Here is a 19,490-nt window from a genome sequence, read left to right as displayed (position 1 = left end):
CTCGATCAGGGGTAAGGCGTGACGGGCGGAATGCCCACGAATACCGCGCCAGACGCGTCGTACGTACCTTCACCAAGGAACGCATGCTGCGTGACCACGATCGAATCGCGCACAAGGCGTTGCATGCGATTCTCGCGATAGATCGCGCCGATGCCCGCCATCTTGTACGCCTGCATCACGATGTCGGCGCACGTGTGGGCCGCATGCGTGGCCGACAGGCGAAGCAGGTTCGCTTCGGCGGGCAGCACCGGGTCTCCGGCAAGCACCGTGCGCCACGATGCCTCCGCGGATTCGAAGAAGAACGCCCGCGCGCTGCGCAACTGTGCTTCCGCGAGTGCGATGCCCGAGCGATAGTACGCACGATCGGCAAGGCGCGGCGCGCCCGTAGTGGTCTTGGTCACGCCGGACATGCTCGCCAGAAGGTCGAGCGCGGCCCGAGCCAGACCGATGTTGACCGCGGCGTGCACCTGCGCCTGATACGCGACAGCAGGGTAGCGATAGAGCGGTTCGTCGATCAGCGCCACGCCGCCACGCACGAAGGTCCACTCTTTCTCGACGAACTTGTTCTGGAGGCGCAGATCGTGGCTCCCCGTGCCTTGCATGCCGACCACGTTCCAGTTGTCGACGATCTCGACTTCATTTGCCGGGAATACAGCCGTGAAGGGCTTGCCAGCGTTCTTGTCGTCGGCGGCGGCAGGCGCTCCGCCGATGCCGACTCCGATCCAGTCCGCGCCCTTGCAACCGCTCGCAAAGCGCCATTGGCCCGACACGACGAATCCGCCGGCCGCGTGCTCGGCCTTTTGCAACGGATACAAGCCGCCCGCGAACACCTGGTCGGGACCGGAAGCGTAGATGCGTGCCTGAGTTTCTACCGGCAGCGCGGCCAGATACGTGTTCGCCGAGCCGAACGCGGCAACCCATGCCGTAGAGCCGTCGGCAATCGCGATACGCTCGAGCATCTCGAGAAAACGTGGAGGCGGCAGCGCGTCGCCACCGAAACGCTTTGGCGTGCTTGCGCGGAAGATGCCGGCGCGTTTCATTTTGCCGACCATGTCGCGCGGCACGTGCGAGATCGCGTCGAACTCTTCGCGGCGGCGCTCGACTTCTTCTATCAGCGCGTCGAGCGTCAACGGTCCGGCGTATTCGGGGTAATCGTTCTGCGAATCGACGATCGCATCGCTTGAAAGGGCTTGCATGCTTGATACCTCTTGGTCATTGATGTGACGATGTCATTCCGCCTGCTCGCGCGCGGCGATACGCATCGCTTTCGGATACGTCTCGCGCGCCAGCAAAGTGGCAATGACGGTGACAAGGCCGAGTGCGCCGAGATAGAGGGCAACCGGCAGGGCGCTGCGATAGTGTGCGAGCAATGCGGTCGCGATCATTGGCGAAAGGCCGCCGCCGAGCACCGACGACACTTCGCGGCCAATGCCGAGGCCCGAGAAACGCAGGTGCACTGGCAACATTTCGCTGATGAACGCAGGCTGTGCGCCTTCGAGCATGCCAAGCGTGATGCTGTTCGCCAGGATCAGCGCAACCAGCACCTTCCAGTATTCGCCCGAACCGAGCAGCACGAAGTACGGCCACGCGACAAGCACGATGGAAATCGCGCCGGCGAGATACACAGGCTTGCGTCCTACTTTGTCGGTGACGTGGCCGAAGAACAGCGTGACGGGAATCATGAGCAGCATCGAAATGGTGAGTCCGCTGAGAATCCACGCGGACTTGATGCCGACGAACTGGCCATATGCGAGAGAGAACGCGAAGAAGATGTACGACGCCGCGCCTTCGCCGAAGCGCAGTCCGAACACGGTGAGCACTTCACGCGGGCATTGTTTCAGCACTTCGATCACGGGCATGCGGCTCTCGTGACGCGTCGCCTTCACTTCGGCGAATGCCGCGCTTTCGCCAACGGAGCGGCGCATCCACAGGCCGAGCACGACGAGCGCGGTGCTGCCGAGGAACGGCAGGCGCCAACCCCAGCTCTGGAAGTCGGTTGACGACAGGTTCTGCACGAGCAGGAATGCGCCGGTCGACAGCACGAAGCCGAGTGCCGCGCCGCACGGGCTCCACGCAGCGAGCGCGCCGCGCTTCGACTGGGGTGCGTTTTCGTGGATCAACAGAATGCTGCCGCTCCATTCACCGCCCGCGGCGAGCCCTTGCATGATGCGCAGGAGCACGAGCATGACAGGTGCCGCAATACCGATCTGCTGATACGTGGGCAGCACGCCCATCAATGCGGTTGCCGAGCCCATGGTCAGCAGCGTGAGCATCATCACCACTTTACGGCCGTAGCGATCGCCGATATGTCCGCAGAGCACGCCGCCGATGGGCCGCGCGATGAATCCCACGGTGAAGCCGCCAAATGCGGCGATCGTGCCTGTCAGCGGATCACTGCCGACGGGGAAAAACAGCTTGCCGAAAACGAGCGCGGCAGCGGTGCCATAGAGAAAAAAGTCGTACCACTCGAGGATCTGCCCAAGTACGGCGGTGGTGACTGCGCGCCGGGCGGTGCTCCTCGTGCGAGGCACTGGCCGAGTGGTGGATGACGGCGCACTCAGGTGGGGGTTCACTGCATCAGGATTCATGATGATGGGAAAACATGAAGTGAGAATTCCCGCATCCATGAGAGGAGGGCAGCGGGGCGCGTTGGATCGACTTCGTCATGACAATGCTCGAACGATATGAGCGGATCTGCGAGACGGTCAAATTCCGGCCAAAAATGCGCGATATGAATCCCATGCATGAGCACCCTGTGAAAACCTTCGTATCGGCGAGCCACGTTGAAGGTAGCGCTCGTGCTTTGCGTTGCTGGGTGCCGGCTGAAGCTGGCCGCTTGCAAAAGCGCGTCGCGGTAGCGTGACGGAAGATTACGTCATCAATGCGATGAATGCGGCAACGTACATTTGATCTATTTGACCGATCTTGCTGCGTTCTTTACCTTGGAGTGAAGAGCGCAAAGCACGCGTCCGCATTTATCCAAACGATCCCCCATGGCCACAGCGACGATCGAACGCATCGAAACCTCTCTCGTCGATCTACCGACGATCCGTCCTCACAAACTGTCCGTCGCGACCATGCATGGTCAAACGCTGATGCTGGTGAAGGTGTTCTGCAGCGACGGCATAGTCGGAATCGGCGAGGGCACGACTATCGCGGGCATGGCTTATGGGCCCGAAAGTCCCGAGTCGATGAAGCTGTCCATCGACGCTTACCTCGCGCCCGCCGCGATCGGCAAGGACGCGACGCGCGTGCAGCAACTGATGGCGTACATCGGCAAGCTGGTCAAGGTGAACTCGTTTGCAAAAAGCGCGCTCGAAACCGCCTTGCTCGATGCGCATGGCAAGCGTCTGAACGTTCCCGTGAGCGAACTGCTCGGCGGGCGCAGGCGCGAGCGATTGCCGATCGCGTGGACGCTCGCCTCCGGCGATACCAGCAGGGACATCGCCGAAGCGGAGCGCATGCTCGACGCGCGCAGGCACAAGGTGTTCAAGCTGAAGATCGGCGCCAAAGAACTGAAGACCGATATTGCGCACGTTGCGCAGATCAAGCGCGAGTTAGGCGAGCGCGGCGCGGTGCGCGTCGACGTAAACATGGCGTGGAGCGAAACGCAGGCGGCGTGGGCCATTCCTGCGCTCGCCGATGCCGGCTGCGAACTGGTCGAGCAACCGGTCACGTCGCCCGCCGCGCTCGGGCGCCTGATGCGGCGTTTCCCCATTGCGTTGATGGCCGACGAAATTCTGCAAGGTCCGGAAAGCGCGTTCGAGATCGCAAAGCATCACGGCGCCGATGTGTTCGCCATCAAGATCGAACAGAGCGGCGGCCTGTTCGCGGCACAGCGCGTGGCGGCAATCGCGGATGCGGCCGGCATCGAGTTGTATGGCGGGACGATGCTCGAAGGCGCGTTCAGCACGGTTGCTTCTGCACATCTGTTCGCAAGCTTTGCGAATCTGCAGTGGGGCACCGAGCTTTTCGGGCCGCTGCTGATCACCGAGGAAATCCTGACGCAGCCGCTCGACTACAGCGATTTCGAATTGACGGTGCCGAGCGGGCCGGGCCTCGGTATCACGCTCGACGAAGCCCGGGTCAAGCGCTTCACACGCGACGGCCTCATTGCAGTCACCAGGTAATCAGTTAGGAGACCGACCATGCTTTTCCATGTACGCATGGATGTGAACTTTCCGCACAACTTGCCGGCGCATGTCGCTGACGAAATCAAAGCGCGTGAAAAAGCGTATTCGCAGGAGCTTCAGAGAAGCGGCAAGTGGCGTCATATCTGGCGCCTTGCGGGCGAGTACGCAAACTACAGCATCTTCGACGTCGACAGCAACGCGGAACTGCACGACATCCTCACCGCGCTGCCGTTGTTTCCCTACATGAAAATTTCGGTGACACCATTGTGCCGTCACCCATCCTCTGTTCGCGACGGCGACGCGTAAGTGCGAGCTTTCGAAGAATCCCCACATAATCACGGAGACAGCAATCATGAACGTCAAGGTATTCGCCACCCAGGAAGTGCAGGACCTGCTCAAGGCCGCCGTCAATCTCGACAGCGACAAAGGCGACGCACGCACCAAGCAGATCGCGCATCGCTTGTTGAGCGATCTGTTCAAGGCCATTGACGATCTGGACGTCACGCCCGACGAAATCTGGGCAGGCGTGAACTATCTGAACAAGCTGGGTCAGGACGGCGAGGCGGCTTTGCTCGCCGCGGGACTGGGACTGGAAAAGTATCTCGACATCCGCATGGACGCTGCAGACCGGCAGGCGGAAATCGACGGTGGCACGCCGCGTACGATCGAAGGTCCGCTCTATGTGGAAGGCGCGCCGGTGCGCGACGGCGTGTCGAAAATCGATCTGGACGCCGATGCGGATGCTGGTCCGCTCGTCATTCGCGGCACCGTGCGGGGCCCGGACGGCAAGCCGGTGGCGGGCGCCGTCGTGGAATGCTGGCATGCCAATTCGAAGGGCTTTTATTCGCACTTCGACCCGACCGGCGCACAAAGCCCGTTTAATCTGCGCGGCGCTGTTCGCACACAGGACGACGGCACGTACGAGTTCCGCACGCTGATGCCCGTGGGCTATGGCTGCCCGCCGCAAGGCGCGACGCAACAGTTGCTCAACGTACTGGCGCGGCACGGCAACCGTCCCGCCCATGTGCACTTCTTCGTGAAGGCCGACGGCTTGCGCAAGCTCACCACGCAGATCAACATCGAAGGCGATCCGCTCATCTGGGACGACTTCGCCTACGCCACGCGTGAAGGCCTCATTCCGCCGGTGGTCGAGAAGAGCGGCGGCGCGGCGCTCGGGTTGAAAGACGATGCTTACAAGGAGATCGAATTCAACTTCACGCTGACGCCGCTGGTGGAAGGCAAGGACAACCAGCTCGTCAATCGCCTCCGCACTGCGGCCGCTGCGTGATCGGGAGTTTTTCGCCTGACAGGGCGACGGCTGGATAGCCGGGGCCGCATGCGCTCGTGCTGCTACGTCCTGTCAGACGTTCCAGTCAGCCGTCGCTTCGCCTGTCATTTCCGAGGCGGTCACTAGCGGGACTTGCTGACGTCGATGCCGAGGAAGGGAAACGCGGGTGCGCGTTGAAAGTCCTTGGAGACTTCGCCGCCGAATGTATTACGCTGATCCTTGCCGAGGTCGAGACGTTTGACAGGTGCGCCCGCTGAAAAGTCGACCTTCTTGAAATCGACCCAGAAAGTACTCGGGGTGAGGGCCGATTCGAAGAAGTAAAGCATGCGCTTGTGATCGGCGACGGTGCGCCAACGTGTGGACGATATATTCGGCTCGCCGGGGGTGGTAATCCCGAACGGCACAGACACATTACGGATCACGCTAAAGACGCTGGCAAGTGCAATGACAGGGTCTTCACTCTTGGGGATAGCGTTGACGTAGAACGAGGCGCGCGCGAACCGGTCTGCAGAGCGATTGGTGCCAGGCAGCCAGACGGTGCCTCCGATCTGTTTCCAGTATTCGTTCAATGCAAGCTGCTCGTCGAAGGTCGGCGAGTTGGTCATAACCTGATACTGCCGACCATGATGGATGATCTGCTTACCGCCGATGTACTCGACGATGGCGCTGTCGCCAGTCGCGTCCGACATGGCGAGGTGCAGTGTGGTGAGGCGCTGTTCTCCGGGGACGTTGTCGGTGACGATTGTGAACGGCTCTTTCTCAAGCGCAGCTACGGCTTCCGAGACGGTCGCATAATTGTCCAGCACGTACTGCGCCCACGCCGCGATGGTGAGTCTCGGTTTGGAGTTTTTGCCGAAGGGAGGATATTGCGACTCGACGAGCCAGAGCAGTTGAGCGGCTAGACCCTTTTCGTTCATGCCATCGGTGGTGGAGACGTCATAACCGGTAGCCACGACGCTACCGTATTTGGCGGTCCATTTAAGAGAGTTCGGACCGGATTCACCGGTGCGGGCGATGCCACGCGGCAGGATGTAGAGATTGGTGGCGACGTCGAGCTTCCAGTCCATCGATCGGGCGGTGATAACGTCGTCGTTGTCGCCGAGATAGACGACGCGCGTGCAGGCTAGCGATGCAGCCGGGGCGACGAGGAGCGTCGCTGCTGCGGCGAGACACGTCACAACTGCGCAAAAAGGGCGGCGCATGGCACTTCCTCACGCTGAGTTGGTAGTTATGCAGTTGTCAACTGTGCCGCTGCAGTCGAGTGTGAGATCGGGATGCACGCTGGGTCGTACATTCCCTCCTTGCCGTGCGTTTTCGTTACTCTTTGAGCGGAGTACCGGCTTGTCAAAGCGGACAAGCGCCCGCTTTTGCAATAAAGCATAAGCACCCCAAACCAATCGCCTTATGCTTTATTCGTCAATCACCTCACGCACCGAAACCCCGCATAAACATACTGATAATGCGGCTGAAACCAGTTTCGGAATGTCGGTCGTAACATGCATTGTGCGGTGCGCGCCGATCCGCCCTTCAGCACGTAATGCTTGCCGTCGAAGAAGTTGGCCGAATAACCCAGATAGAACGGAAACGGTTCGAACCCCGGCAATCCGTCGAACAAAGTGGAAGTCCACTCCCAGCCGTTGCCGTACTGGCCTTCAACGCCAAACGCGCTGACATTGTCCGGATAAGCGTCAACCGGACGCGGATCCCAACTGCGAAAGTCGAAGTTGCCGGAGCCCGCATGCGGTGCACCGTGCGCCGCGCGCTGCCATTGCGCTTCTGTCGGCAGCGCCTTTCCCGCCCAGCGCGCGTAGGCGCTCGCTTCCGCGTGGCTCACGTATGCCGGCCAGTCGGGTGGAAGCGGTACTTCGTCGAACATCGTGCGCAGCATCCATTCGCCACGTTGGCCGCTCGCCCCGCGTCGCGACCAGCACGCGGGATGTTCTATGCGCTCGGCTTCCTTCCACGCCCAGTCTTCTTCCGTCCACCATTTCCGCTCGCGATAACCGCCGGCTTCGATGAACTCGCAAAACGCGGCGTTCGTGACCATATAGCGGTCGATCTCGAACGCAGGCACGTCCACGTGCAATTCACCGAACTCGTTGTCCCAGCCGAAGCGGCCGCTGTCGCGCGGCATGCCGATCACAGCCGGACCGGCCGGAACGCTGACCATCGGCGACAGGCTGTTCGCGCGCCCCGGACCGTGCACGACAGGCTCGCGCAAATCCGTCACCTTCTGCTCGATCGGCAATTGGTGCAGCATGTAGGCAAGCGTCTCGGCATGCATCAATCGATGCTCGATTGCGACGTTGAGCAATTGCCCGGAAGCCTCGACCCGCGCGGAATCGGTAAGCGCCTGCAGTTCGCGGTCGATCTGCCGGCGGGCGTTCAAACCGTATTGCCGCACGGTATCGAGCGAAGGCCAGTCGCCAGGCTGATCGCTCGGAAGACCGCCGTCTACCGGGTCGATGCCGAATGCGAAAAGCTGATCGAGTTGCGCATCGAACGCGGGGAGATCGAATAGGCGCTTGTCGAACAGATTACGATCGAAAGCTTCGAGGTGTCCGATATAGAACACAATCCGGTGCCGTTCGCGGATTGGTCTTTCGTACAGGAACTCGGGCTTGACGATGGAAAAGAGGGCGTCAGTAACTTGACGCGCGTCGCTCAGACGTTGAACGAGCGGATGATGTGGACCGGGGTCGCGGTTCATTTCGCCGGGTCTCCTTGCGGGGGGACGGACTAAACAAAGACTGTACCCGCTTGCAGATGCCATGCCAAGGCGCAAGCTCCGCCGGAAAATCGTGGCAAACGACGCGGCCGCGCGCTCCACGCCCTCGTGTCGAGCCTAAACCTGGCGCAATCCGTCCAGGTCGACGATGCGAATGTGCTTGCCTTGCGTGTCGATCAGGCCGCGCTTTTGAAATCTTGACAGGGTGCGGCTCACTGTTTCCAGCGTCATGCCGAGGTAGCTGCCCATGTCCTCGCGGGTCATTCGCAGGTTGAACTCGGCCCACGAATAACCGCGTTGAGCGTTGCGCTCCGACACGTCGAGCAGGAATGCCGCGACTCGTTCGTCCGCCGAAAGCGAGCCGAGCACCATCATCTGGGCCGCTTCGCGCACGATCTGCTCGCCCAACAGTTTGTGCAGTCGTTCCTGCATCGAGCCGATTTCGCGGCACAGTGACTTGAGCGCCGTGTAGGGAACGATGCACACCGTGCTGTCTTCGAGCGCCAGCGCGCTGCATGCGTGCCGGTCTTCGCTGATGCCGTCGAGGCCGAGCGCCTCGCCAGCAAGTCGCAACCCGGTAACCTGTTCGCGCCCGTCGCGATGCGCCATGACGGTTTTCATCGAGCCGGAACGCACCGCATAGATGTTGTCGAAACTGTCGCCGCTGCGGTACAGCGCGTCCCCGCGGTGCACCGACCGCGCGGAGCAGATCAGCGTTTCGAGCTTGGACAACTCGTCGGGTGCCAACCCTTGTGGCATGCAAAGCTGGCGCATCGCACAACTGGAGCAGCGCGCGGCGCTGCGGGTGCCGGTGCGTCCAGCTGCCCGCGGCGTAGCGCGGCGGCTGCGCTGCGACGGCGGCGAACCGACAGCCGGGCTTGGGGAAACAGCGGAGTCGGCGGCGATTGCGGAATGTGCAGCGGTAGAAGTAAGCATGTCTGAACCAATGTCAGGGGGAATGCGCCAATTGTCCCACCGGCTCTGTCCCCTGTTTCGCGGCAAAATGACGCGCGTTCACGCTTATGCCGTTTGAGCGATGTCAGAGCCGCCCGGCGCGTAGAACCGTCCCCCCGCGTTCCGCAGCCCGCATCTACGCTTACTCATCTTTCCCCCCTCAACCACGCCCTTTCCCACGCCGACGCAAACGTTTGGCGAAATTTTCACTTTCTCGCGCGACCCACTCTCAAGGTTTCGCGGATTGTGTCGTCATATTGTCTGAAGAAAGCGGCGGCAACGAGAAGGGGCGGATCCAAACGCGCCCACGTCGGCGCGCGCCGGCGGTTCAGACGTCATCGAAGTGAACCGCCTTGAGACAGGGCGCACCTTTCAGGCTGAAGCACTGGCTGCTTCGCGACAACTTTATCGTGCGGTAGGGCAAGGAATTAGACACATGAAGATTTCGAATTTGAAAATCGGGGTTAGGCTCGGCTCCGCCTTCGCGCTGATGGTCGCGCTGCTCGTCGGCACGGCTATCGTGGGTATCGAGCATCTCGAGTCCACGAACACGAAGATGGACGAGATCGTCAGTCATCGCTACACGCTGATTGCGCTCAGCAATCAGATCAAGAGCAACGGCTACAAGGCGAACGGCATTCTCAGCAATCTGCTGCTGACTACCTCGCCGGACAAGGCCAAGCAGTACATGGACGACTATGCGGCCATCCGCAAAGCCAATGCGCAAGCCTACGGGCAACTCGAAAAGTATCTGACGAGCGATGACACGAAGGCGTTGTTCAAGCAGCAGTTCGACGCACGCTCGGCCTACGGGGTGAGCGTGAAAGCTTTCTTCGATCTGGTGAGCAAGAACCAGCAGCAGGAAGCGCGCGACGTCTATCAGGGCGACATGGCGCGGCTTCAGGACGCCTACTACCTGCTTGTCGACAAGATGGTCGACGTGCAGGCGGAGCGGATGGCGCACGACGTGGCCGATGCGGTTGCCGAAGCGCATCGCGCGAAAATTCAGATGATCCTGCTCGCACTGGTCGCGACGCTGATCGCAATTGCAACGGGCATCTTCATCACGCGCACCATCACGCGGCCGATCAACCGCGCGGTCAGCCTCGCGGAAGCGGTCGCGGCGGGCGACCTCACGCATCACCTGCATGTCGATACGACTGACGAAGTGGGGCGCCTGTTGACCGCGCTCGAACGCATGACCAGCAATTTGCACGGCATCGTCGCGCAAGTGCGCCAGGGCACGGACACGATCAGCCAGGCGACGCGCGAAGTGGCGAGCGGCAACATGGACCTGTCGAGCCGCACCGAGCATCAGGCGAGTTCGCTCGAAGAAACCGCGGCTGCCATGGAGCAACTTACGTCGACGGTCAAGCAGAACGCCGACAACGCCCGTGAAGCGAACCAGCTTGCGTCGAGTGCTTCGGACGTCGCGGTGAAGGGCGGCAACGCGGTGAATCAGGTCGTGAGCACGATGAGCGCGATCAACGAATCGTCGCGCAGGATCGTCGAGATCATCGGCGTGATCGACGGTATCGCATTCCAGACGAACATTCTTGCGCTCAACGCTGCCGTCGAAGCGGCGCGTGCAGGCGAGCACGGCCGCGGTTTCGCGGTGGTCGCGAGCGAAGTGCGCGGACTTGCGCAACGCAGCGCCGTCGCGGCAAAGGAAATCAAGGAGCTGATCGCGGACTCGGTGAATCAGGTGGGTACCGGCGGCAAGATGGTCGAGGACGCGGGTCAGATCATCAGCGAAGTCGTCAAGAGCATTCGCCACGTGACCGAGATCGTTGCGGAGATCAGCTCCTCCAGCAAGGAACAAAGCGAAGGCATCGAGCAGATCAACCATGCGGTCACGCAGATGGACAAGGTGACGCAGGAAAACGCCGCGCTCGTCGAGCAAAGCGCCGCTGCCGCGCAAGCCTTGCAGGACCAGGCGCAACAGCTCACCGATACGGTCAGCACGTTCAAGCTGAACGGCGACACGGCGAAGCAACGGCGCGCCGCGAACGAACCGCACGCGCATCGCACGAACGGCATGAGCGAGGCAGGCGCGCCAGGCGCGTGGCTCAACGCGCGCATGTCACCGCAGTAGAAGTCGAGGCAGACAACGGACGGAGACACGAGCCGGTCGCGCGGACCGGCTCGATAACAAATAGAAGACCGAGCGCTCTGCAAGCCCACATCCGCATCGCGTTCCTTTCCGTTTCGCTGTCTGCCGAAGATCGCGGCCAACTGTCATGTTGCCGTGGAGGGCTTGCGCCCTGAGTATCGCAATGCGGACAGCGAGATCCGACTAACGGTTTCTTCCGCACGCTATCAAAACATGTCCCACGTCTCTTCCGAATCGATTGTTCTTTCACGCTCTCCGGCCAGCGCGGTTATCGAACCGGCAGGCGACCTGTCGCCGGTAGCGCGGACGTTGCAGGTCCGGCGCTTCATCGACGCGTTCCGGCAACACGGTCATCGTCAGGCGTCGCTCGACCCGCTGCGCCTCACGCCCGTGCCCGACGTGCCCGAGCTCGACCCTGTGTTTCATGGGCTGGACCCGGCGCAGCCTATCGGCGCTGAAAATCCACTGCTGCCGCCGTCAGCGGCGGTGCATGAACTGGAGCGCCAACTGAGGCGCGTCTATTGCGGCGCGATCGGCCTCGATCTGACCGGTATTCGCGATCCGCAGCGTCGTGCGCGTTTATCCGCAATGCTCAAGTCGGAACAGCTTGCGCCGTTGGCCGCCCGCGAGCAGCGTCGCGCTCTGTTGCGCCGCCTGGTTGCCGCCGAAATGTGGGAGCGTCATGTGGCGGCGGTTTTCGAGCATGCAAAGCGCTTCTCACTCGAAGGCTGCGAGAGCCTCGTGCCGCTTTTCGAAGCGATTGTCGATCAGGCTGCCGCTCAAGGCGTTCAGCAGGTGTTCGCGGGCATGCCGCATCGAGGGCGCCTCAACGTGCTCGTCAACGTGATGGGCTTCGATCCGGCAAAGCTCGTCGATTGCCTCGATCCGAATTCAGATGTCGCGGCCACGCAGCGCGATCTGCCTTATCACCTCGGCGGCAGCACCGTCAGACAAACGCCCCATGGCGACGCCGCGATTTTCCTTGCGCACAATCCGTCGCATCTGCAAAGCGTGTATCCGGTGGTGAGCGGAATGGCGCGTGCATACCAGGACGAACATCGCGGCTTTGGATGCCTGCCGGTGGTCGTGCATGGTGACGCGGCATTCGCGGGGCAGGGCATCGTGATGGAAACGTTGAACATGACGCGTAAGGACGGTTATGCGTTGGGCGGCACGGTTCACGTCATCGTGAACAATCAGATCGGCTTCACGACGCCGAACCGGATGGACACCGAAGGCCATTCCTATTGCACGGACGTCGCGCGAATGATCGACGCTCCCGTGATCCGCGTGAACGCAGACCGTCCCGACGAGGTCCTGCGCGCCGCGAAGCTCGCATTGCAGTACCGGATGGAGTACGAAGCGGACGTCATCATCGATCTGATCGGATATCGGCGCCTCGGTCATTCGGAACACGATATTCCTGCGCTGACGCAACCGTCGCAGCAGGCGGCAATTTCGGCGCATCAGACCGTCACCGAGCTTTATCACGCAGCCATCGGTGAGGAGACACCACTCGAGATGTTGCGCGCCGATGTATTGAAGGACCTTCTGGCGCCACCCACGCAAACGTTGTCGCAGCAACGTGCCGACCGGACGAGCGGTGACAGACCCGCGAAACCTGCCAGGCGCACGAAGCGCACGCGACCGTTGTCGCTCGCCCGCGTGCAGTCGCTGACTGCAGCGTTGACGCGCACGCCGCCCGGGTTGCGTCTACATGACTTCGTGCGCGACATCACGGCGAAGTGGCAGCGGAGCGTAGAAGCTGAAACCGCGACGGTCGACTGGTGCTTCGCGGAAAACCTCGCGTATGCAAGTCTGCTCGACGACGGGCACAGTGTGCGCATCTCCGGCATGGACGTGGGCCGCGGCACCTTCATGCATCGGCATGCAGTGTGGCACTCGCAAGGCGCAACATCCGGCGCGACTCCCGGCGCAACTGAGCCTCATGTGCCGCTGCAAAATCTGGGCGTGCATCAGGGCGAGTTCGACATCATCAATTCACCGCTGACCGAGGAGGCCGTGCTGGGTTTCGAATACGGCTACAGCGTTCAGTCCACGTCGCACCTTGCTATTTGGGAAGCGCAGTTCGGCGACTTTGTGAACGGCGCGCAAGTGATCATCGATCAATACATTGCTGCGGGCGAGTACAAGTGGGATCAACCGTCCGGTCTGACGATGCTGCTGCCGCATGGTCATGAAGGCGTCGGTCCCGAGCATTCCAGTGCGTATCTCAGCCGCTTCCTGCAACTGTGCGCAGGCGGAAACATGAAGGTCGTGATGCCGTCGACGTCATCGCAATGGTTCCATATGTTGCGCGAGCAGGCGCTGAGCGTCGAGCCGAAGCCGCTTGTCGTGATGTCGCCGAAGGGGCAGCTTCATGCCAATGCGCGTTCGCATGCGCCGCTCGGCGAGTTGATCGACGGTGCGTTTGCTCCGGTGCTGCAAGACAGTGGTGCTGCGTTGCCTGAAGACGTGACGCGCGTCGTACTGTGCAGCGGCAAGTTTTTCTACGACTTGCAGGCGGCGCGCGATGCTTCTCGCGACACGCAGACTGCGCTCGTCCGGATAGAACAGCTGTACCCGTTTCCGACGAGCGAGCTTGCGCTTGCGCTCGCCGCTTACCCGAACCTTGCGGAGGTGGTATGGGCCCAGGAAGAGGAAAAGAAGCATGGCGCATGGCATTTCGTGCGCGATGACATAGAAGGAGCGGTTCCGGCGAATTGCCGCGTGTTCGACGTGTGCCGGCGCGAGAGTCCATCGGGCGCGGATTCGTCGATACGCGCGCATCGTGTAGAACAGCAGCGCCTGGTGGCAGCCGCATTGGCACGCACCTGAAGTTGCGCTGTCAAGCAGTTGGCCCACCGGCTTGCGATTGAGTTGCTATTGTTAACAGCAACAGGCGAGGTGGTCGCGCGCGGCAATCCGTATGCTGCGACGCGACCGCTTCGCCATTTCCCGCTTCGTATCCATGCTTGCGGCGCGTAGGCCGATTGGCGCGAACTGAGGAGCGCCTGTTGGCATGCGCGTTGCGACGCAGGTTGTCGAAGCGATAGGACAATTGCACATGGCAACCGTACTGCTGGTAGATGACGACGCCGAGGCGTTGGACGCATGGAGCGCGATTTGCTCTGCCGAGGGCTACGAAGTAAAAACTGCGCTGGACGGTAAGTCGGCGCTAGCTCAGTTCATGGCTTCGCCCGTCGATGTCGTGGTTGCCGACTGGCGCATGCCGACGATGTCGGGCAGCGAACTGTGTCACCGCTTGCGCACACTGCCCGGACTGGCCGACGTCGCTTTCATACTCGTTTCAGGAGAGCCGAGTCCTCCCGCCTTCGTTAGCTTCGACGGGTTTCTGCGCAAGCCGGTGGATGGGCCCGCGTTGCTGGCCACGATGCGGCGCCTTCTCGACGACCACGTCACTCATCGCGCATTGCAGCGAGGCGGACCGGCGTAGCATCGATCGTGCACGCGGGGCGGCTTGCCTCACTTATTTGCTCGCTTACCCGCTGGCGTGACGCTCGCGGCGTCAGTCTGGCGTGTGCGCGTCGCTGGACGATTGACTGGCCGCGGACGGGATCAGCAGCACCGGCAAGCGAGCCTGGCGCACACAACGCTCCGCGACGCTGCCAAGAATCAGGCGCTGAAATCCGCGCCGGCCATGCGTGCCCATGACGAGCAAGTCGGCGTTGAAGTCGGCGGCGGCTTTCAGCACGGCCGTGGAAACGTCGTCGAGCGACGGCGCCTCGGTCACGACGATCTCTCCCTTCACACCTTGCGCATCCATTTCGCGTGCGAGTTCCACGCCGAGCTCCTTCCCTTGTTCGATGAGACTGTTGCGAAGCACTGAAGGGTCATAGCCCGGCGCTTCGAAATACATTGGCGTATTTTCGACGACGTACAACGGCTGCAAAACAGCGCCGTTGGTTCGGGCGAGCGCGAGCGCTGCTTCGAAAGCACGGCGAGAAGTCTGGCTGCCGTCTACCGCCACAAGAATGCGTGTGTACATTTCCGCTCCAGTCAGGTTGCGAGCTTTAATAATCGTCCAGAAACGCCGCTTCAGCCAGGATGTAAATCAACCGGTTCACAAATTTTGACGTTGCCCTTGCTAGACGGCCGCCGTTTTCCCAAGACGCGTGGGCGCTTTCTTGCGCGATGCGGCGAGCCCGAAGTGCGGCGGTTGCCGCCGCGGTTTGCCTTACAATCTGAATCTACTCTGACAAGCTGCTGCGCCCGGCCGATGAACGAGCGAAAAACGACGGGCTTGCCCGACAAAATCTACGGCGACATCCTGAATCGCATTCTCGAAGGCGAATACAAGGAAGGCCAGCGGCTGCCTACCGAGCATGCGCTCGCCGAACGCTTCTCGACCTCGCGACCCACGGTGCGCGAGGCATTGGCACGGCTGCGGGCTGACGGCATCATCGTGACGCGTCATGGCTCGGGAACGACAGTCGCGCGGCGACCCGACCCGGACGTGCGGCGTTTCGCCCCGCTGGAAACGCTGTCCGACATCCGCCGCTGCTACGAGTTTCGCATTGTCACGGAGACCGGCGCGGCCGAGCACGCGGCGCTCAAAGCCGACGCCGACGACATTGCGGCGATCGAGCACGCATGGAATCAGCTCGAACGAATCATCGAGACGCGCGGCATTGGCGCGTCGGACGATTTCATGTTTCATCTCGCGGTGGCGCGCGCGTCGAAGAACCCGTTTTTCATCACGGTCATGTCGTTCATCGAGGAACAGATAGTTTTCAGCATGAATTTGTCACGCAACCTGTCGCTCGTAAAAACGGTGGAGCGGCAACGTCTCGTGCAGGCGGAACACCGGGCGGTGCTCGACGCGATTCGCCGCAAGGACCCGCAGGCAGCGGGGCAGGCAATGCGAGCGCACCTGGAAAACGCGCTCGAACGGATGTTTGGTTCGTGAGGCAAGCGTCGCGTGGCCCGCTGCGCGCCGTCTAGCCGGCCGTTGCCAACACGGCGAAGCGCGGCTGGCGGCGAGCAGCGGAGCAGCGAGGCTTAGCTAAGCGGCTGCGGCGATCGGCCCGAACAGCGCCGTGCGGGTCTTCGGACTCACGGCGATATCCAGCGCCACCGCGCGTTCCACACCAATCTGCAGCGGTGAGCCGAGGCGGCTAATCTCGATTCCGGTCTTGCGCAACAGCCGCTCAATGGGGGTTGTGGTCACCGTCACATATCGCGTGATGCCCATGCGGTCGGCGAAAGTCACGAGCTCATGAATCGCCTGCATCGTCACGTCGGCGAAGCCGAACGACTTCTCCTCGCCGCTCGTGTCGATCGCGAACCGGCTCAATTCCCAGATATGCCGCCCGACCGGCGCAGCAGCGCCATGCAGCAACTGAGGAAACGTGTCCTTCAGCATGTTCGGCCCCTCCGTCGGCATCAGGCGCCAACAGCCACGCACGCGCCGGTCGTCGGCCTGGATCAGCATGTAATGCGGTCCCAGCGCATCGTAGCCGTCGATTTCCATACCCGCTATGGTCGGAATATCCCATCCGAGCCGTCCGTGAAACACCCGTGCCCGCAGGCGGTACATCTCGTTGATGTCTTCGTTGTCGAACTCTTGACGCATTCCAATCCGGATCGCTGTTTGCATGACGTTCTCCTGAACGTGTTGGGGAAACCAATACGCAGGAAAACTTATGCATTCTGAATCGTTCCGCTACCTATCTACCTGGATAGGTGTGCATGCTTATCGGATATCGGAGAATTTGAGACAGGAAACAGCACTCAACCGACGGGACACAAAAATGGAACATCTCGACAATCACTGGCAACCGCAAACCGGTCTACAAACGCGTTCGGCGGAGCCGTCCACTGCGGTAGATCGGGTGTTGATCATTGCGTATCGCAAAAAGAAGAAAGAAAGCCAGCGCCGTTTCTGGGCTCGCTTTGGCGTCACGCAATCGCGCGGCAGCCGCTTTGAGTCCGGTGCGGAAATCCCGGCGCCCGTCTCGATCCTGCTGGGTCTGTACTTCACGAAAACCGTTTCCGACGCCGACCTGGGTCGGGCCGAGCGGGTGCTTCACAGCCGCGACGCAGCGGCGTTGCTCAACCCGGGTCAATAAGCCCCAGTTGTGTCGCAATCACGGCTGCCGCGCGCCGCGAATTCACGCCGAGTTTGGTCCTGATGTTCTTCATGTGGAAGTTCACCACGGCTTCCGAACAGTTCAGGATATGGGAAATTTCCCACGTGGATTTGCCGCGCGCGGTCCATTGAAGACATTCGCGTTCGCGCGGCGTCAACTTGGGCAACAAACTTTGCGTGTGCGCATGCAAATGACGCTGACTGGTGTCGATCACCAGGTCGCGCAATAGCACGAGATTCGGCAATACCACGTCGATATGACGCCAGAAGGTGTCCGTCGGATTGGCGTCGTTCACGAAACACATCATGCCGGCCTCCTGATTCGGGCCGTGAATCGGCAGTGTGACGCCGGCGCGCAAGCCGTGGGCGCGCGCTTCTTCGTACATGGACTGCTGCGGCGCGGTCGTGAAGATTTCCGGCGACCACACTAGCGGCGATGAGCGTGTCGCGCAATGTGCGACCGTTGGATCTATATGAACCAGGCCCTGCTCGTCGTAGGTGCGCCGCCACGCCGGTGCGTAGGTGCTGCGAATATAAGCGTCTTCAAGCCGAATGGTCGGGCGCGGAAGCATTGCGATCAGAAGCCGGTCGAATCCCCAGCTCTCCGCGAGACCGGCCACCGCGCTGAACCATTCCGCTTCGTCGGCGGCCTCCAGTAGCGGTGCCATCTGCTCGATAAAATGTAGCGCCAATTTCCACTCTCTCAGACTCGCAAATAGCCTGTGTGGTTATTTGCGCAGGTTTTTATGTGCGACTGCTTTAGTGCGGACAATTTATCACTAAAAAATGTTTTGCAACCTGGAGCCGTCCGCTCGATACGCGGCCTTTAAGTCACGTTTAACTGAACGCGAATAAACCCGCACGCGCATTTGCCCTCCGTAGATTGCCTGTACCGCGAATCTTGCTGCAATCCCCACGCAGCAGGGTGTTGAGCTTTTGCCGGTTCATTCCTTTCATATCGCATTTCGCGAATGCCAAATAAACGGGCAAAACCGCTCTATTCGCCATGCCACGACTTTACTTGGCCCGGCGGATTCTGATGCGTAAATCACCGTTTCGCACTATGCAGCGCATTCCATCTATTGTCATACGAAAATGCAGCGAAGCGTCTTAACATTTTGCCGCACGCGGCGGTCTGTGGAATGGTCGCGGACAAAGTTGTTTGACAACTTTTCGAGGCAGGTGCTACCGTAGACGCTACGACTTTTCGGGTGTCCGCCTCATGAACGAATCTCCGTTTGACGACCGCGAACTGGCAGCCTCGGTCATGGCCGTGCCGCCGCTGGCACGCCGCGCAGACCTTGCGCTCGACGCCGACCAGAATGCCACGCTGATCCGCCATATCGAGGCAGGCGGCGTGCGCACACTGCTCTATGGCGGCAACGCGAACCTCTATCACGTAGCGGTGAGCGAATATCGCGATCTGCTCGACCTGCTGGCCGATGCGGCGAGCGCCGACACGCGCGTGATCCCCGCCATCGGGCCGGATTACGGAAAGATGCTCGACCAGGCGCGCATCCTCGCGCAGACCCGCTATCGCACGGCAATGGTGCTGCCGCTCGCCGGCTTTACGACGTCAGAGGGCGTCGAAGCAGGCCTGACGCGGATCGTCGACGCGGCGGGCATCCCACTCACGTTGTACATCAAAAGCGAAGACTATGTGGAGGTGGAGACGCTCGCGCGCCTCGTCGAGCGGGGCACGCTGCTCGCCGTGAAGTATGCGATCGTCCGCCAGAATCCCGCCGACGATCCGTACCTGCGCCGCCTGCTGCAACATGTGCCGGCGGGCAAGGTCGTGTCAGGCATGGGCGAGCGGCCGGCGCTCGTGCATCTGCGCGAGTTCGGCCTCGCGGCATGGACAACCGGCTCGGGCTGTATCGCGCCTCACATGGTGACGGCTCTGCTGCACGCAGTGCAAACCGGCGACAACGACACCGCACAACGTCTTTACGACGCGTTCCTGCCGCTCGAAACGTTGCGCGACGACATCTCGCTGATCCGCGTGCTGCACGACGCGGTGACGTTCTCGAAGATCGCCGACATGGGGCCGATCTTGCCGCTGCTCAGTTCGACGCCGCCCGAACATCATGCGAAGATCGCCAGCGCGGCGCATACGTTGCTCGCGCTCGAAAGAGCGCACGTGCGCGTCCGAACCGATTGAT

The 19,490-nt window shown here is 61.4% G+C and carries 17 protein-coding genes; 9 read left to right on the top strand and 8 right to left on the bottom strand.

The window, feature by feature from the left end; all coding sequences use genetic code 11:
• Positions 1 to 5 precede the first annotated feature (5 nt).
• Both OH764_RS29785 and OH764_RS29780 read right to left on the bottom strand, forming a co-directional pair.
• Positions 6 to 1,196 carry an acyl-CoA dehydrogenase family protein gene (locus tag OH764_RS29785; protein ID WP_498849642.1) on the bottom strand — a complete coding sequence of 397 codons (1,191 nt, stop codon included), beginning with the start codon at positions 1,194 to 1,196 and terminating at the stop codon, positions 6 to 8.
• 33 nt (positions 1,197 to 1,229) lie between these two features.
• Positions 1,230 to 2,588: an MFS transporter gene (locus tag OH764_RS29780; RefSeq protein WP_498849641.1), complete on the bottom strand. Its 1,359-nt coding sequence runs from the start codon at positions 2,586 to 2,588 to the stop codon at positions 1,230 to 1,232.
• A 405-nt stretch (positions 2,589 to 2,993) separates the two neighbouring features.
• On the opposite strand from OH764_RS29780, the gene OH764_RS29775 reads away from it, so the two are divergent.
• The 3 genes from OH764_RS29775 to catA are packed head-to-tail and all read left to right on the top strand — an operon-like array spanning position 2,994 to position 5,421.
• Positions 2,994 to 4,130, top strand: a complete 1,137-nt coding sequence (locus tag OH764_RS29775) for a muconate/chloromuconate family cycloisomerase (protein ID WP_498849640.1) — start codon at positions 2,994 to 2,996, stop codon at positions 4,128 to 4,130.
• Positions 4,131 to 4,148: 18 nt separating this feature from the next.
• Complete coding sequence (catC, locus tag OH764_RS29770) at positions 4,149 to 4,439, top strand: muconolactone Delta-isomerase (RefSeq protein WP_498849639.1); 291 nt, start codon at positions 4,149 to 4,151, stop codon at positions 4,437 to 4,439.
• A 46-nt stretch (positions 4,440 to 4,485) separates the two neighbouring features.
• Positions 4,486 to 5,421 (top strand): catechol 1,2-dioxygenase, encoded by a 936-nt coding sequence (gene catA, locus OH764_RS29765; protein WP_498849638.1) that lies wholly within the window; start codon positions 4,486 to 4,488, stop codon positions 5,419 to 5,421.
• Positions 5,422 to 5,543: 122 nt separating this feature from the next.
• On the opposite strand, the gene OH764_RS29760 is transcribed toward catA, so the two are convergent.
• From OH764_RS29760 to OH764_RS29750, 3 genes are all read right to left on the bottom strand, one after another.
• Entirely contained in the window at positions 5,544 to 6,623 is a 1,080-nt protein-coding gene (locus OH764_RS29760; protein WP_498849637.1) for a linear amide C-N hydrolase, read from the bottom strand.
• 218 nt (positions 6,624 to 6,841) lie between these two features.
• Positions 6,842 to 8,131, bottom strand: a complete 1,290-nt coding sequence (locus OH764_RS29755) for a formylglycine-generating enzyme family protein (RefSeq protein WP_498849636.1) — start codon at positions 8,129 to 8,131, stop codon at positions 6,842 to 6,844.
• Positions 8,132 to 8,266: 135 nt separating this feature from the next.
• Complete coding sequence (locus OH764_RS29750) at positions 8,267 to 8,923, bottom strand: FNR family transcription factor (RefSeq protein WP_498851325.1); 657 nt, start codon at positions 8,921 to 8,923, stop codon at positions 8,267 to 8,269.
• A 616-nt stretch (positions 8,924 to 9,539) separates the two neighbouring features.
• Between OH764_RS29750 and OH764_RS29745 the strand changes: the two genes are divergently transcribed.
• From OH764_RS29745 to OH764_RS29735, 3 genes are all read left to right on the top strand, one after another.
• Complete coding sequence (locus OH764_RS29745; protein WP_498849635.1) at positions 9,540 to 11,198, top strand: methyl-accepting chemotaxis protein; 1,659 nt, start codon at positions 9,540 to 9,542, stop codon at positions 11,196 to 11,198.
• Positions 11,199 to 11,429: 231 nt separating this feature from the next.
• Positions 11,430 to 14,054 (top strand): 2-oxoglutarate dehydrogenase component E1 family protein, encoded by a 2,625-nt coding sequence (locus OH764_RS29740; RefSeq protein ID WP_498849634.1) that lies wholly within the window; start codon positions 11,430 to 11,432, stop codon positions 14,052 to 14,054.
• Positions 14,055 to 14,283: 229 nt separating this feature from the next.
• Positions 14,284 to 14,673, top strand: coding sequence for a response regulator (locus OH764_RS29735; RefSeq protein WP_498849633.1), 390 nt, complete (start codon positions 14,284 to 14,286; stop codon positions 14,671 to 14,673).
• Between the two features lie 72 nt (positions 14,674 to 14,745).
• Here the strand turns inward: OH764_RS29735 and OH764_RS29730 are convergent, their stop codons facing one another.
• The gene (locus OH764_RS29730; protein ID WP_498849632.1) at positions 14,746 to 15,225 is read right to left on the bottom strand and encodes a universal stress protein; all 480 of its coding nucleotides are present in this window, start codon (positions 15,223 to 15,225) and stop codon (positions 14,746 to 14,748) included.
• Positions 15,226 to 15,456: 231 nt separating this feature from the next.
• Here OH764_RS29730 and OH764_RS29725 point away from each other — a divergent pair, with 231 nt between their 5' ends.
• Positions 15,457 to 16,146, top strand: coding sequence for a FadR/GntR family transcriptional regulator (locus tag OH764_RS29725; protein WP_498849631.1), 690 nt, complete (start codon positions 15,457 to 15,459; stop codon positions 16,144 to 16,146).
• A 96-nt stretch (positions 16,147 to 16,242) separates the two neighbouring features.
• On the opposite strand, the gene OH764_RS29720 is transcribed toward OH764_RS29725, so the two are convergent.
• Positions 16,243 to 16,836 (bottom strand): acyl-homoserine-lactone synthase, encoded by a 594-nt coding sequence (locus tag OH764_RS29720; protein WP_110403842.1) that lies wholly within the window; start codon positions 16,834 to 16,836, stop codon positions 16,243 to 16,245.
• A gap of 154 nt (positions 16,837 to 16,990) precedes the next feature.
• Here OH764_RS29720 and OH764_RS29715 point away from each other — a divergent pair, with 154 nt between their 5' ends.
• Entirely contained in the window at positions 16,991 to 17,308 is a 318-nt protein-coding gene (locus OH764_RS29715; RefSeq protein ID WP_020066662.1) for a helix-turn-helix domain-containing protein, read from the top strand.
• Here OH764_RS29715 and OH764_RS29710 read toward each other — a convergent pair.
• On the bottom strand, positions 17,292 to 17,996 hold the full coding sequence (locus tag OH764_RS29710; RefSeq protein WP_498849630.1) for a helix-turn-helix transcriptional regulator: 705 nt from the start codon (positions 17,994 to 17,996) through the stop codon (positions 17,292 to 17,294). The genes OH764_RS29715 and OH764_RS29710 overlap by 17 nt on opposite strands.
• 554 nt (positions 17,997 to 18,550) lie before the next feature.
• Between OH764_RS29710 and OH764_RS29705 the strand changes: the two genes are divergently transcribed.
• Positions 18,551 to 19,489, top strand: a complete 939-nt coding sequence (locus OH764_RS29705; protein WP_498849629.1) for a dihydrodipicolinate synthase family protein — start codon at positions 18,551 to 18,553, stop codon at positions 19,487 to 19,489.
• Position 19,490: the final 1 nt, after the last annotated feature.

Origin of the sequence: Burkholderia sp. M6-3 (assembly GCF_050858985.1) — a bacterium.
GTDB classification, from domain to species: Bacteria; Pseudomonadota; Gammaproteobacteria; order Burkholderiales; family Burkholderiaceae; genus Paraburkholderia; species Paraburkholderia caledonica.
This window is presented reverse-complemented; position numbering and strand designations above follow the sequence as displayed.

Excerpts from the sequence above, each read along its gene's own strand:
- OH764_RS29705 (WP_498849629.1), top strand. The coding sequence starts at position 18,551 with ATGAACGAATCTCCGTTTGACGACCGCGAACTGGCAGCCTCGGTCATG.
- OH764_RS29730 (WP_498849632.1), bottom strand. The coding sequence starts at position 15,225 with ATGTACACACGCATTCTTGTGGCGGTAGACGGCAGCCAGACTTCTCGC.
- OH764_RS29740 (WP_498849634.1), top strand. The coding sequence starts at position 11,430 with ATGTCCCACGTCTCTTCCGAATCGATTGTTCTTTCACGCTCTCCGGCC.
- catC (WP_498849639.1), top strand. The coding sequence starts at position 4,149 with ATGCTTTTCCATGTACGCATGGATGTGAACTTTCCGCACAACTTGCCG.
- OH764_RS29785 (WP_498849642.1), bottom strand. The coding sequence starts at position 1,196 with ATGCAAGCCCTTTCAAGCGATGCGATCGTCGATTCGCAGAACGATTAC.
- OH764_RS29780 (WP_498849641.1), bottom strand. The coding sequence starts at position 2,588 with ATGAATCCTGATGCAGTGAACCCCCACCTGAGTGCGCCGTCATCCACC.
- OH764_RS29755 (WP_498849636.1), bottom strand. The coding sequence starts at position 8,131 with ATGAACCGCGACCCCGGTCCACATCATCCGCTCGTTCAACGTCTGAGC.
- OH764_RS29715 (WP_020066662.1), top strand. The coding sequence starts at position 16,991 with ATGGAACATCTCGACAATCACTGGCAACCGCAAACCGGTCTACAAACG.
- OH764_RS29735 (WP_498849633.1), top strand. The coding sequence starts at position 14,284 with ATGGCAACCGTACTGCTGGTAGATGACGACGCCGAGGCGTTGGACGCA.
- OH764_RS29775 (WP_498849640.1), top strand. The coding sequence starts at position 2,994 with ATGGCCACAGCGACGATCGAACGCATCGAAACCTCTCTCGTCGATCTA.
- OH764_RS29710 (WP_498849630.1), bottom strand. The coding sequence starts at position 17,996 with ATGGCACCGCTACTGGAGGCCGCCGACGAAGCGGAATGGTTCAGCGCG.
- catA (WP_498849638.1), top strand. The coding sequence starts at position 4,486 with ATGAACGTCAAGGTATTCGCCACCCAGGAAGTGCAGGACCTGCTCAAG.
- OH764_RS29720 (WP_110403842.1), bottom strand. The coding sequence starts at position 16,836 with ATGCAAACAGCGATCCGGATTGGAATGCGTCAAGAGTTCGACAACGAA.
- OH764_RS29760 (WP_498849637.1), bottom strand. The coding sequence starts at position 6,623 with ATGCGCCGCCCTTTTTGCGCAGTTGTGACGTGTCTCGCCGCAGCAGCG.
- OH764_RS29725 (WP_498849631.1), top strand. The coding sequence starts at position 15,457 with ATGAACGAGCGAAAAACGACGGGCTTGCCCGACAAAATCTACGGCGAC.
- OH764_RS29750 (WP_498851325.1), bottom strand. The coding sequence starts at position 8,923 with ATGCGCCAGCTTTGCATGCCACAAGGGTTGGCACCCGACGAGTTGTCC.
- OH764_RS29745 (WP_498849635.1), top strand. The coding sequence starts at position 9,540 with ATGAAGATTTCGAATTTGAAAATCGGGGTTAGGCTCGGCTCCGCCTTC.